The sequence below is a fragment of the Stutzerimonas kunmingensis genome (assembly GCF_014764705.1).
GTDB lineage: Bacteria > Pseudomonadota > Gammaproteobacteria > Pseudomonadales > Pseudomonadaceae > Stutzerimonas.
In genome coordinates this window covers 1-13,469 of record NZ_JACXXG010000059.1, presented here as the reverse complement: position 1 = coordinate 13,469, position 13,469 = coordinate 1, and the positions used below count along the sequence as shown (strand labels likewise).

General features: G+C 59.3%; 8 protein-coding genes and 3 pseudogenes. 7 read left to right on the top strand and 4 right to left on the bottom strand.

Features of this window, described 5'->3' with window-relative positions:
• Positions 1-1,240 precede the first annotated feature (1,240 nt).
• The 7 genes and pseudogenes from IEG05_RS22425 (at position 1,241) to mobH (ending at position 9,034) form a co-directional block, all read left to right on the top strand.
• Complete coding sequence (locus IEG05_RS22425) at positions 1,241-1,492, top strand: PIN domain-containing protein (RefSeq protein ID WP_003291464.1); 252 nt, start codon at positions 1,241-1,243, stop codon at positions 1,490-1,492.
• Positions 1,493-2,091: 599 nt separating this feature from the next.
• Entirely contained in the window at positions 2,092-3,591 is a 1,500-nt protein-coding gene (locus IEG05_RS22420) for an aldehyde dehydrogenase family protein (protein ID WP_003291466.1), read from the top strand.
• 63 nt (positions 3,592-3,654) lie between these two features.
• Complete coding sequence (locus IEG05_RS22415) at positions 3,655-4,779, top strand: alkene reductase (RefSeq protein WP_015275826.1); 1,125 nt, start codon at positions 3,655-3,657, stop codon at positions 4,777-4,779.
• 66 nt (positions 4,780-4,845) lie between these two features.
• A complete protein-coding gene (locus IEG05_RS22410) occupies positions 4,846-5,829 on the top strand; it encodes an LLM class oxidoreductase (protein WP_063543695.1) in 984 nt (327 codons plus the stop codon).
• Between the two features lie 138 nt (positions 5,830-5,967).
• Complete coding sequence (locus IEG05_RS22405; protein ID WP_049326338.1) at positions 5,968-6,273, top strand: ArsR/SmtB family transcription factor; 306 nt, start codon at positions 5,968-5,970, stop codon at positions 6,271-6,273.
• Between the two features lie 267 nt (positions 6,274-6,540).
• Positions 6,541-7,035, top strand: a pseudogene (locus IEG05_RS22400) (IS66 family transposase); the annotation flags it as partial.
• A 179-nt stretch (positions 7,036-7,214) separates the two neighbouring features.
• Positions 7,215-9,034: pseudogene (mobH, locus tag IEG05_RS22395) on the top strand (MobH family relaxase).
• A 79-nt stretch (positions 9,035-9,113) separates the two neighbouring features.
• Here the strand turns inward: mobH and IEG05_RS22390 are convergent.
• The 4 genes and pseudogenes from IEG05_RS22390 to IEG05_RS23425 form a co-directional block, all read right to left on the bottom strand.
• Positions 9,114-11,765: an excinuclease ABC subunit UvrA gene (locus IEG05_RS22390; RefSeq protein WP_019406651.1), complete on the bottom strand. Its 2,652-nt coding sequence runs from the start codon at positions 11,763-11,765 to the stop codon at positions 9,114-9,116.
• Positions 11,766-11,773: 8 nt separating this feature from the next.
• Positions 11,774-12,350 (bottom strand): annotated as a pseudogene (locus IEG05_RS22385) (ATP-dependent DNA helicase); the annotation flags it as partial.
• Positions 12,347-12,907: a VRR-NUC domain-containing protein gene (locus tag IEG05_RS23430; RefSeq protein WP_236082312.1), complete on the bottom strand. Its 561-nt coding sequence runs from the start codon at positions 12,905-12,907 to the stop codon at positions 12,347-12,349. The gene IEG05_RS23430 and the pseudogene IEG05_RS22385, both read right to left, overlap by 4 nt.
• Positions 12,888-13,298: a hypothetical protein gene (locus IEG05_RS23425; RefSeq protein WP_224742958.1), complete on the bottom strand. Its 411-nt coding sequence runs from the start codon at positions 13,296-13,298 to the stop codon at positions 12,888-12,890. The genes IEG05_RS23430 and IEG05_RS23425 overlap by 20 nt, the downstream gene beginning before the upstream one ends.
• Between the last annotated feature and the right edge of the window lie 171 nt (positions 13,299-13,469).

Genomic DNA, 13,469 nt, shown 5'->3' with positions numbered 1-13,469 from the left:
GGTGCTCTGACCCACTTGCGAATCGTGTTGCGCGCCAACCCGGTGCGCTTGGCTATCTCATGCAGCGACAGCTTGTCGCGGAAATACATCCGGCGGATTTTGCCCATCATTTCCATACTGATCACCCTGTGTTCTCCTGCTCAAAAATTGAGCAGGAGCAGTTGAACACCTGGGTCAGTTTTCAGTCGGCAGAACAGCCTCTACTGGGTCAGTTTTCGGTCAGCGGCAACAGCGCACGCCTCTGCTAACGACATCTCGATACCAGGCATTACCTCACCCGGGGCGTATAACAAATGAGATACTTTCTTTAAATCGTCCATACCATCTCTCTATCTGAGCCATAGATGTCTAGAGGCAGAATCTGGGCAAAACGTCCCTACCTTGACAAACCTACCAAGTATGAAAAGCTTGTTTCCCAATGAGCGTCAGTTCTGACTATTAATATATGGCCTGAGTCTAAAAGGCGAGCAGCGCAACCCCATCAACCTCCATTATTAAACTAAGTACCTTATTCATCGATGCAAGCCTATGGCATCGCCCCACTACGCTCAGTATTGGACAAAAAACAGCAACCTGAAACCAATGCAATAAAATAATCCAGCTCCAACCACTGCTCGTCAAGCACTTTTAGAAAAGAAAAAGCCAACCACTGACCATCGGTATTTGTAATACGTATATATTGACAAGGATTGCCAGAACTCACGCACCAGAAGAGCAAGAAAGATAATCCTTATCGGACTTACCCTAGGCGCGGCCAATGACTATTTGAGATCAAGACATATCTCCACGGACGATGCGAGGCTGATCCAACCGGCTCGGAGTCGTCTTTTCGAATTTTGAAATTTCGCACCGTTGGTAATCACCACAAGCGAGGCGCGTCTGTGACGCGGAAGGGTACCGCGACTCCTCGCGACTGCTTAAATTGCAAACGAAAGCGGATGACCTGAGTAATTTGTAGCGAGGGGCAGGTTCGAGAAAGTCTGCGTACGCTGAGATCTGCTCACTAACATCTAGCTGCCTATCTAGTGCACGCACGAAGCGCGTCACGCGTCGAGCTGTACGGCGGGGCCACAAAATGATGGAAATTATGGCTCAGCAATAATTATGGCTGAGCCATAATTCCATATAACCGCAGCGTCACGGAAAAACCGCAATTATTTACAGCCTGCAATTGACCATGACAGCTGCCCCTCCAACGAGGGGATAGACTAAGTAGGTTAGCTAACTCGGGGCTGTGGAGATGATCGAGGATCGCGCCAATGAGCTGTTCATCAGCGCCGCTAGCATCTGGGAAATCGGCCAAAACGCGATGGGCAAAGCCAGCTTTCAGTTCGATACAGGAGTACTAAGAAGGTCTCTTCTGGACGGCGACTACAAGGAGCTGTCCATGACCAGCCGACACGCCATTACGGCTGCGGCCTCGCCTCTCCTTCACAGCGCCCATTTGATCGGATGCTCATCGGACAAGCCGCTTCGGAAGGCTTCATCCTAGTAACCAATAATCATGCTATAGCGAAGTATTCGGGGCCAATCAAGCACGTCGGTTGAATGCGCCAGCCTTCGATACCCTGTCGTAACGGGATGTCTAATGACCATACAAGCCGTCTGCCTGCCTGAAAAGTGTCCGGATGGCCGTGGAATCGGTGTCCGGATGCTCGTGGAATGAGTGTCCGGGTCAGCGTGGAATCACTGTCCGGATGTGCGTGGAATGGGTGTCCGAGTCAGCGTGGAATCCGCAATCAAACGCTCCGGCTACGGGCGCGAGCTAATCGGCTTGGGCATCAAGGAATTCGTCAATCACAAGCTGATTAGCGTCATCGATATTGACGCGCCGTTCTAACTTCATCTGCACATCAACGCAAACATCAATACCTGATGCAGCCAGCCTCCATGATGAAAAGCTCAAGGGAGCTGGCTGCATAGGCAACCCTGGCGCGAAGCACGGCGCGTTCCCAGCTGATCCAGAAGTGAGCTGCAAGGGCGTGGAAATATGCACACGTGCCGGAACCAATAGCGTTATATTGACATATATGAATATTGCGAATAGCCTGGACTCGTAACCCGCGCTAGAAACCTCAGGAGGCACCCCCCATGAAAGATTCCAGCGATACCCATCCGAATCACCTTCCCGACAGCAGCTACGGCCTGTTTATTGACAACCAGTGGGTTTCGGACGAATACGGTGAAACCCTCGACATTATCAACCCCGCCAACGGAAAAATTCTCACCAACATCCCAAACGCCACAGCTGCCGACGTCGACCGCGCGGTGCAGGCCGCACAGCGCGCCTTCATGACCTGGCGTACCACCTCACCTGCGGAACGCGCCAATGCGTTGTTGAAGATCGCCGACCTGCTGGAAGCCGATGCCGATCGGTTCGCCGTTCTGGAAACCCTTGATGTAGGTAAACCCATTCGTGAAAGTCGCTCCGTCGACATCCCGCTGGCAATTGATCACTTCCGCTACTTCGCCGGCGTAATCCGCAGCCAATCGGATGAGGCGGTCATGCTGGATGAGCAAACACTCAGCATCGCTCTCAGTGAACCCCTCGGAGTTGTGGGCCAAGTGATTCCGTGGAACTTCCCGCTGCTTATGGCCGCCTGGAAGATCGCTCCGGCCATCGCAGCGGGTAACACCGTAGTCATCAAACCTTCCGAGCTGACCCCGGTAACCATCCTCGAACTGGCGAAGATCTTCGCTAAGGTACTTCCAGCCGGCGTGGTCAACATCGTCACAGGCTTAGGCACCACAGTTGGGCAGGCGTTACTGGATCATCCGGACCTGCGCAAGCTTGCCTTTACCGGCTCGACGCGTGTCGGCGAACTCGTCGCCAATGCGGCAGCGAAGAAAATCATTCCCGCCACCCTTGAACTGGGCGGCAAGTCGGCCAACATCGTTTTCCCCGATGCGAACTGGGACAAGGCCGTGGAAGGCGCAGTCCTCGCCATCCTGTGGAACCAAGGCCAAGTCTGCGAATCCGGCGCACGGCTGTTCGTTCACGAATCCATCTACGAACGATTCCTAGCTGAGCTCAAGCATAAGTTCGAAGCTGTGCGTGTGGGTGACCCACTGAACCCGGACACCATGATGGGTGCACAGGTCAGCAAGTCCCAGATGGAACGGATCCTCGGCTACGTCGATATCGCTAAACAGGAAGGCGCTGAGGTACTGATCGGCGGCGGTCGTCTCACAGGTGCCAATTACGATGCCGGCTTCTTCATCCAGCCAACGATTCTGGTCGGTGTTCGCAACGATATGCGCGTCGCCTACGAGGAAATTTTCGGCCCTGTTCTGTGCGTCATTCCTTTCAAGGATGAAGCGGAGGTCATCGCCATGGCCAACGACTCCGAGTACGGCCTAGCCGGTGCAGTCTGGACCCAAGACATCAACCGGGCGTTACGTGTGGCACGCGCGGTGGAAACCGGACGTATGTGGGTAAATACCTACCATGAGATCCCTGCCCATGCCCCCTTTGGTGGCTATAAGAAATCTGGCCTAGGACGGGAAACTCACAAGTCAATGCTGGAAGCCTACAGCCAGAAGAAGAACATCTACGTCAGCCTCAACGAAGCACCGCTCGGGCTCTTCTGACCTCCTTGAACCATGTTTTTTTGACTTATAACATCGAATATTTTAGATATGCAGGTAAGCAAAATGACACACTCAGAACTTTTTAAAACCACTCAGCTGGGCCCATACACCCTCAAGAACCGTATCGTTCTGCCGCCACTGACGCGTTCACGCAGCTCCCAACCCGGCAATATTGCGAACGACCTAATGGCCACATATTACCGTCAGCGCAGCGGTGCTGGCTTCATGGTGACCGAGGGCACACAGATCGAACCCCGAGGACAGGGTTATGCCTGGACACCTGGCATTCATAGCCCGGAACAGATACAAGGCTGGCGTAAGGTCACCGACGCTGTTCACGCCGAAGGGGGGGTGATCTTTGCTCAACTTTGGCATGTGGGCCGCGTGTCGCACACGTCGCTGCAACCCGGTGGTGAAGCGCCCGTCGCGCCATCAGCCATCCGCGCGGACAACGTCAAGGTGTTCATCGAAACTGGCCCCGGCACGGGTACACTGGCCGACCCTTCGACCCCACGAGCCCTGTCCACCAAGGAGGTAAAGGAACTGGTTGAGCTCTACGCCCAAGCAGCCCGAAATGCTTTGGACGCAGGTTTTGACGGGGTGGAGCTTCACTGCGCGAATGGGTACCTGGTAAACCAGTTCATTTCGGCGCATACCAACCAGCGTGATGATGAATATGGCGGTTCGCTGCAGAACCGTCTTCGCTTCCTGCGCGAAATCACCCTCGCCGTTGCTGGTGTCGTCGGCAAGGAGCGCGTTGGCGTTCGCTTCGCCCCGCTGTTCGCGACCACAGACGAAGACCGCGTCTACCTTGGCCTGGTCGAAGAAGATCCTCACCAAACCTACATCGAGGCAGTGAAGATCCTCGAGGAAGTAGGCATTGCCTACCTGTCGCTCGCCGAAGCCGATTGGGAAAACGCACCCGAGCTGCCTGAGACGTTCCGGGAAGCTGTTCGTAAGACCTTCAGCGGCAAGATTATCTATGCCGGCAAGTACACCGCTGAACGAGGAAATCGCGTGATAAAAGCTGGCTGGGGCGACCTGATCGCTTTTGGCCGCCCCTTCATTGCGAACCCCGACCTGCCCGCTCGTATCGCCAACAACTGGCCGCTTAACCCAGTTGATCCAAGCAGCATGTACGGCGGTACCGATAAGGGCTACACCGACTACCCGACTTACAAATCCTAAACGCTCAGAGCCACGCCCCATAACTCAGGGGCGTGGCTTTGCGTTTGCTGACCGAGGAAGTTAAGCATGTACCAACCGAGCACGATCCCCTACCAAGAGCATAGGGGATTCAAACGAACCTTCAGGCAGGGTCATCTAAGCCTTGGGCTGTTCTTTCCCCTGGAGGCTTTCGAAGGTGATACACCGAGCATGTTAGATCAGGTCGCGCTGGCCAAACGTGCAGAGGCACTTGGTTTTTCGGCGCTCTGGTTTCGCGACGTGCCGCTCAGGGACCCAAGCTTCGGCGATGTCGGCCAGGTTTTCGACCCTTGGGTGTATCTGGGCTACATGGCAGCCCATACAACAAAAATCGCACTAGGCACCGCCTCCATCGCCCTTACTTTGCGTAATCCCTTGCACACGGCAAAGGCCGCAGCGAGCATTGATCAGTTGAGCGGAGGTCGCTTGCTCCTGGGAGTAGCCTCTGGCGATCGTCCCGTGGAGTTTCCCGCATTCAGCGTTGATCCAGAACAGCGTGGCGAGACCTTTCAAGAAAACCTCAATGTGATACGCCAAGCCCATCGAACACACTTCGAGCCCATTCGCTGGAGTCACGGCGAGTTACTGGGGGCCGATCTCGTTCCCAAACCTACGACTCGGGAAATACCGCTATTCGTAACCGGACACAGCCGCCAGCCGCTCGATTGGATCGCGCGTGAAAGCCATGGATGGATCAACTATCCACGTCCGCCAAAAATGCAGCAACTCATCGTGGAAGATTGGCGACAGGAAACGGCTAAACAATGTGGCACTATCTACAAGCCGTTCTTGCAATCGCTGTATATCGACCTGGACGAACACCCATCCACGCCGCCCTCGCCTATCCATCTAGGATTCCGACTGGGACGTAACCACCTGCGGGCCTTGCTGGATACACTTCAGGAAATCGGTGTAGATCACGTCATCCTGAACCTCAAGTATGGTAAACGCCCCGCAGCAGAGGTTATCGAGGAACTTGGCAAACATATCGTCCCGCAATTCGGCGCACAGGTGCCCGATAGTCCTACCTGACAGGACAATAGGATTCCAGTCCAAACCAGCCCGTCATTGCGACGGGCTGGCGCGCAGAGATCATGGCGAAGCCTTCCAATTTGATGCGCGAATCAGGAAGATATCTAGATATCGAAAAAAACAGGTCTCAAAAAATTCATGATTATTGACGTCAACGAAGCCCTGAAAGCATTGGCGAACCCGACGCGCCTTGCCATCCTCAATTGGCTCAAGGATCCCAGGACAGTCTTTCCCGAGCAGGAAGTCGACCCAGAAACGGTAGGCGTGTGCGTCAGTATCATCCAAGAGCGCACGGGCCTCTCGCAGTCAACGACATCGCTTTATCTCGCAGCTCTACAGCGCGCGCAATTGGTGACATCGCAGCGGATCGGCCCCTGGACCTACTACAAACGCCACGATGAGAATATCGATGCCTTCTTCAAGGCGCTGCAAGAAAGAATCTAGGGCTGCACACCCTTGTATTTCTGACTGATTTCAGTCTTTGCCGATGTCAAAAACAGCAATGTGACCAAATAACGATCAGATCATCCGAAGCTTCGAGTGATCGAACAGCATTACCAGTGATGCGGTGCGCGGAAAAAACGCTCCTATAGCAAAACTGCCACTTGACAACGCTGAAACCAGGGGCTGTACACGCAAAAGACAGCACACTCCAGAGAGGGACGCGAAGCCCTTCAAGTGCTCTTCTACGGCCAACCTTCTTTAGGGGGCAGCCGCCACGGCGTCGACATCCCACGCCAGCCCCTGGCGCGTTGGGTGATCCAAAGTGGCGAGCAACTGCAACCGTTGCTCAACCTGATGCGCGACAAGCTGCTGGACTACCCCGTGTTGCACTGCGACGAAACGCGCTTGCAGGTGCTGCATGAACCGGGACGCGACCCCTCGGCACAATCCTGGATGTGGGTGCAAAGCGGTGGGCCGCCGGACAAGCCGGTGATCCTTTTCGACTACACAGCCAGCCGCGCGCAGGAGGTGCCGCTACGCCTGCTCGATGGCTACCGCGGCTACCTGATGACCGACGACTACGCCGGTTACAACGCCGTGGCTGCACGCGACGGCATCGAACGCCTGGGCTGCTGGGCGCATGCGCGACGCAAGTTCGTCGAAGCCCAAAAGGTGCAGCCCAAGGGCAAGACTGGGCGTGCCGACGTGGCGCTGAGCCTGATCAACAAGCTCTACGGCATCGAGCGTGACCTGAAGGACGCTGACCATTCCATTCCAGCGGGTTCCCCATTGACGCTGGAGCCGCATCCCATTTCCCGCTATACCGAAGCGGTTAAAGGCCAAAGGGCCGAAACGGCAAGGGAATGGGGGTGCAAGGGGAAAGGCCCTACCTCGAAAAGGCGAAAAGGCATCCCGGCCGGCCCCCCCCAGAGGACACCCACATGCTCTCCCTGTTCCAGCGAAAACGGCCTCCGGTCACTGCCCCATCACCAGCGCCCGCCACCGACCTCCCCAAAGGGCTGCTACGGCCCGAATCGGCCGCATCGCTGCTGGCGACACCGCGCCGACAGAAGCTGCTGGAACACATCTGGCAGCGCACGCCGCTGGAGCGCTACGCCGAGCTGGTCCAGCAATTCCCCGCTTCCGAGAGCCATCATCACGCTTACCCCGGCGGCATGCTGGATCACGGGTTGGAGATCGTCGCCTATGCGCTCAAGCTGCGGCAGTCCCATCTGTTGCCCATCGGCGCCAGCCCCTAAGACCAGGCGGCGCAGTCGGAAGCCTGGACCGCCGCCGTTGCTTACGCCGCGCTGCTGCACGACATCGGCAAGGTGGCCGTCGATCTGCTGGTCGAGCTGGCAGACGGCTCGCTGTGGCATCCCTGGCACGGCCCGCTGCACCAGTCGTACCGCTTCCGCTACCGCGAAGACCGCGAGTACCGGTTGCACAGCGCCGCAACAGGGCTGCTCTACCGCCAATTGCTCGATGGTCCGCTCCTAGACTGGCTCAGCGGCTATCCGTCTCTGTGGGCACCATTGCTCTACGTCTTGGCCGGGCAGTACGAGCACGCCGGCGTGCTGGGTGAACTGGTCGTGCAGGCTGATCGCGCTTCTGTGGCACAGGAACTGGGCGGCGATCCCGCGCGCGCCATGGCCGCGCCCAGGCACGCGCTGCAACGCAAGCTGCTGGACGGGCTGCGCTTCCTGCTCAAGGAACCGTTGAAGCTGAATCAGCCGGAAGCCTCCGATGGCTGGCTCACTGAGGATGGGCTGTGGCTGGTGAGCAAGACTGTCTCGGACAAGCTGCGCGCGCACCTGCTGTCTCAGGGGATCGACGGCATTCCTGTGAACAACACCGCCGTCTTCAAAGTGCTGCAGAACCACGGCATGCTCCAGCCCACCTCAGACGGCAAGGCGGTCTGGCGCGCGACCGTGACCAGTGCGACCGGCTGGTCCTACTCGTTCACCCTGTTGCGCCTCGCGCCCGCGCTGATCTGGGAATCCGGCGAGCGGCCAGCGCTTTTCGCAGGCACGGTGGCGATCGACACGACGCCAGCGCAAATCAACGGCAGTGCACCAGGCACACCGCCCGCGGTCGTGGGGCAGCCAACCCCCGAAGGTCTGGAGACTCCCCCTTGGGAATGCCCTCGCAGCGATACCGCCTTGCCGACTGCGGCCCCGCCCGTGCCTGACGTCATGGAGGACATGCTGGCGATGGTTGGATTGGATCGCACGGCCGACATGGGGAAGGGTGAAGATCCAGTGGAGAAAGTCCCTGCCCAGCCTGACGTTCCTGCCCCAACCACAGCCGCAGCGTCTCCCTTGCCACTTACCCCTGCGCCTGGACCTGCATCAACTCCAACAGTCGCGATACCATCCGGGGAGCATTTCATGACGTGGCTGCGACAGGGAGTCGCCGCGCGGCGACTCATCATCAACGACGCCAAGGCGCTCGTGCATACGGTGAGCGACACCGCCTACCTGGTCAGTCCCAGCGTGTTCCAGCGCTATGCGTAGGAACATCCCAGGTGGATGCGCTGGTCAGGCAGGACAAGCAACCGGATTGGCAGTGGGTGCAAAAGCGCTTTTAGAAACTGCAGCTATACCGCAAGCACCCAAATGGCCTGAACATTTGGACCTGTGAAGTCACGGGCCCGAGGAAGTCCCGCCGACTGCATGGCTACCTCCTCGAAAATGGGTCCTTGGTATTCGCCGAAATACCGCCCAACAATCCCTATCTTGCTCTGACTCAGGAAGGATGACGCGACTCGGGCAGCGACCGTCACCACCGTGTGGCGACGATCAATGCCCCGCGAAGCTGGCAACATTTGGCGAACTAAGCTACTCGGCCCGCGCCAACTCCCGTGCAAGGAACGGAGCGGTTCGGCTGCCAGACTTTCGGGCCACCTGCTGAGGGGAACCCGCCACCACGATGCTGCCGCCGGCAGCGCCCGCGCCTGGCCCTACGTCGATCACCCAGTCGGCTTGGGCCACCGCACGCATGTCGTGCTCGATCATCACTACGGTATTACCGGCATCGACCAGGCGCTGCAACTGCACCAGCAGCCGGTCGGCATCCGACGCGTGCAGCCCGGTGGTCGGCTCGTCGAGCACGTACAGGCTTCGGCCGCGCTGGCTGCGCTGAAGCTCGGTCGCCAGCTTGATGCGCTGCGCCTCGCCACCGGAAAGCTCAGTGGCCGGTTGCCCCAGGCGCAGATAGCCCAGTCCGATGTCGCGCAGCAGTTGCAGGGGCCTTGCCACCGCGTCTTCACCCGCGAAGAATTCGCTGGCCTCGTCCACGGTCATCTGCAGCACCTCGGCGATGTTGCGCCCGTTCCACTGCACCTTCAGCGTGGCCTCGTTGTAGCGCGCGCCATGGCAGGTCGGGCACGGCGCGTACACGCTAGGCATGAACAGCAGTTCCACGCTAACGAAACCTTCGCCCTCGCAAGTCTCGCAGCGCCCCTTGGCGACGTTGAACGAGAACCGTCCGGCATCATAGCGGCGGCGTCGAGCATCGGGCGTGGCGGCGAACAGCTTGCGCACATGGTCGAACAGACCCGTGTAGGTAGCCAGGTTCGACCGCGGCGTGCGCCCGATCGGCTTCTGGTCCACCTGCACCAGGCGCTGTATGGCGTCCACGTCGCCCGCCAGATGGCCGCCGGTCGCTTCGACCACTGCCGGCCCTTCGCTGGTGGCGCTTTCGGCGGCATCGTCTTCAGGCTCGTGGCCCAGGTGCAGCAGCACCAATTCCGGCAGGGCCTGCGCGATGAGGCTGGATTTGCCGGAGCCAGAGATGCCGGTAACGGCTGTCAGCACGCCCAGCGGAATGCGCGCATCCACGCCATGCAGGTTATGGCGGTGGATGCCCTGCAGCTCCAACCAGCCGGTCGCTTCGCGTGCTCGGCTTCCGGGTGCGGGAATTTCGTCAAACAGGTAACGTGCAGTACGCGATTCGGCAATCTTGCGCAGGCCATCCGGCTCGCCGCTGTAGAGCACGCGGCCGCCACGCTCCCCGGCCTCCGGCCCGACATCCACGAGCCATTGCGCGCGGCGCATCAGGTCCAGGTCGTGCTCCACCACAAACACCGAGTTGCCCGCGTCGCGCAGCCGGTCGAGTGCATCGTACAGGGCCTGGCTGTCGGAGGGATGCAGGCCCGCCGAGGGTTCGTCAAGTACGTACACGACGCCGAACAGCAGGGAACTTAATTGCGTGGCCAACCGCAAGCGTTGCAACTCGCCGGCCGAAAGCGTCGGCGTGGCCCGGTCCAGCGTCAGGTAGCCCAGGCCTAGCTCGCGCAGTTGGCGCAGGCGCGCCATCACGCCTCCAGCCAGGCGCTGTGCGGCGAGGCGCTTTTCTTCCGACAGCGCGGAGGTACGGCGCACGTCGGGCGATACCGCATGGACCGCATGGCCGGTGGCAGCGCGTTCGGCACGCTCGCGCCGGGTCGCTTCCTTGTCCGTAGCCGCACCCGCTGCATGGGCGCGGAAATCGCCCTGTGCGATGGGTTCGAGCAATGCCGCCAAGTGGTCCAGCGGCATCTGCATAAACGCGCCGATGTCCACCCCAGCGAAGGTGACCGACAGCGCTTCGGGCTTGAGCCTCTTGCCGTGGCAGGTGGGGCACGGCTTGCCCTCCATGAACCGGGATACGCGCTTTCTCATCAGCGCGCTCTGGGTATTGGCGAAGGTGTGCAACACATACCGCCGGGCGCCGGTGAAGGTGCCCATGTAGCTCGGCTCCATCTTGCGTTTGAGCGCGGTACGGGTTTCGGCAGGCGTGAAACCGGCGTACACCGGCACCGTTGGTGTTTCCTCGGTGAACAGAATCCAGTCGCGATCCTTTTTCGGCAGGTCCTTCCACGGCCGGTCAACGTCGTAGCCCATGCTGACCAGGATGTCGCGCAGGTTCTGGCCCTGCCAGGCGGGTGGCCAGGAAGCAATCGCCCGCTCACGGATGCTCAGGGAGGGGTCGGGCACCATGATCGCCTCGGACACCTCGTACACATGACCCAAGCCGTGGCAGGTCGGGCACGCCCCCTGCGGCGTGTTCGGCGAAAAATCCTCGGCGTACAGCATCGGCTGATTGGCGGGATAGGCGCCGGCGCGCGAATACATCATCCGCACCAGGCTGGACAGGGTGGTCACACTGCCCACGGAGGAACGCGCATTGCTGGACCCCCGCTGCTGCTGCAGCGCCACCGCTGGTGGCAGGCCGTCGATCGCATCTACGTCCGGCACGCCCGCCTGGTCGATCAGGCGCCGTGCATAGGGGGCCACCGACTCAAAGTAGCGTCGCTGCGCCTCGGCATAGATGGTGCCGAAGGCCAGCGAGGACTTCCCGGAGCCGGAGACACCCGAGAACACCACCAGCGCATTCCGCGGGATAGAGACGTCCACCTCTTTGAGGTTGTTCTCACGCGCGCCACGCACCTGCACGAGGCCGCTGGCCGCAGCGGTACAAGAGGATTCACCGAAAGTATTGTTTGGCATGTTCTTATCCTGTAGTTCGCCCCGCTCAGGACGGGACTTCCTGAGTGGTAGGGAAAACTGATGCTCTGCAGATGCTCGTCACGCTTGATGCGGTGCTTCTTCCTGTTCAGCCCCGCTCAGAAACAATTGGCACTGCTGATTGAAGAAGTCTTCCAGTTCAGCGGCTGTGAAGTGGTCGCTGAAGGCATGCTCGGCGTGACTCATCACGTCGAAATACACCACAGCCAATTCCAACTCTTCCAGCTCAAGCTGCTGGCAGAGCAGCCAGCCGTAGACCTTGACCTGCGCCCAATGCAGCAGCCGGTGGTTGGCCGGAATGCGGCTGATATCGCCACGGTGGGTTTTGATCTCTTCTAGGCGCCGCTCTTGCGGATCGTACCCGTCGGCCCTGCCGCCGACCAGCAGGCCGGGGTAGCTGCCACTTAGAGGTAACTCGGCGATATAGCCGTCTCCCCGCCGATCAACCACTGTCTGGTGCCCAGCCATGCCTTCCTGAGCGGTGAGGGAAGGGGTGAAGCGCAGATCCAGGTCACCTTCCTTGGCGGTGAACTCGCACAGTGCCCGCACCGCTACCCGATAGCTCATGCCTCAGCCCAGCGCACGTAGCAAACTACAACGGCGATACCGTGCTCAGCCGCGAAACTGAGCCAGCGTTTCTGGTTGTCCTGCAGGCGGTCGCCGGGGCCTTTGACCTCAATCATCCGGTAGCGATGTTCCTGCGGATAAAACTGGATCAGATCGGGCATGCCGGCGCGGTTGGCTTTCAGATCTCGCAGCAGGCGGGTAAAACAGGCGTGCAGGTGTGCAGCGGGAATGCACTGCAGGGCTAGTCCCAGGCGCGCCTCATCGAGCATGCCCCAAAAGACGAAGGGTGATTGCAGGCCGAACTTTTCCTGATACCGAGCCTTGATCAATTGCCTGTAGTCGGGTTGTTCAAGTTGCAGTAGACAGCGTTTGAACAGGTGTTGGCGGCGCGCATAAAAGTCCGGGCTGTGCAGGTCCACCGGGCCACTGTGGAACGGGTGAAAAAATGACCCCGGCAGCGGTGCGAAGATCGCCTCCCAGCACAGCAAGCCGAACAGGCTGCAGAGCAGGGCATTTTCCACATAGTGCACCGGAGCATCATCCTGCTGCAGGTGCACTCACAGCTATCTCCACACTGCCATGTGTCGGCGCCGGCAATACCAAGTCGATGCGGGTTTCGCTCGCAGCCTTGGGCTTTTTCACCATCTGCAGGCCGAGCTTGCGCTGCAGGCGGGTGAGGGCTCGTTCCAGGCGCTGGCTTTCTTCATCGCTGCCTGGGGTTTGGCTAAAGGCCAGGGCCTGATCATAGGCCTCGGCATCGCGCCCCAGTTGTTCCAGTACGCGAATCTGTCGCCAGCGGGCTTCGCCATGCGCGCTTTGCTGATAAAGCAGCAGGGCCTGCTCCAGCTCAACGCTCTTCTCCAGTTGCTGGGCGATCTGAAACAGCAGGTGCGATTGGCGGCTGCAAAGGTATGGGTTGCTTGAACTGAACGCCAGCAACGGCGGCACAATGTCCGCCAGGTCTGCGCCTTGCTCAACGCTGACGCGTAACTGTAAGCGTTCATTCCACGACGTACTGGACTTACTTTACGTCCCGAAGGGGCCTTAGCAATTCCGGTGAGACCTTGTACTGTTTCGTGCCGTTCTCGGCCAGGACGATCACGCTCTTGCGGTTGATCT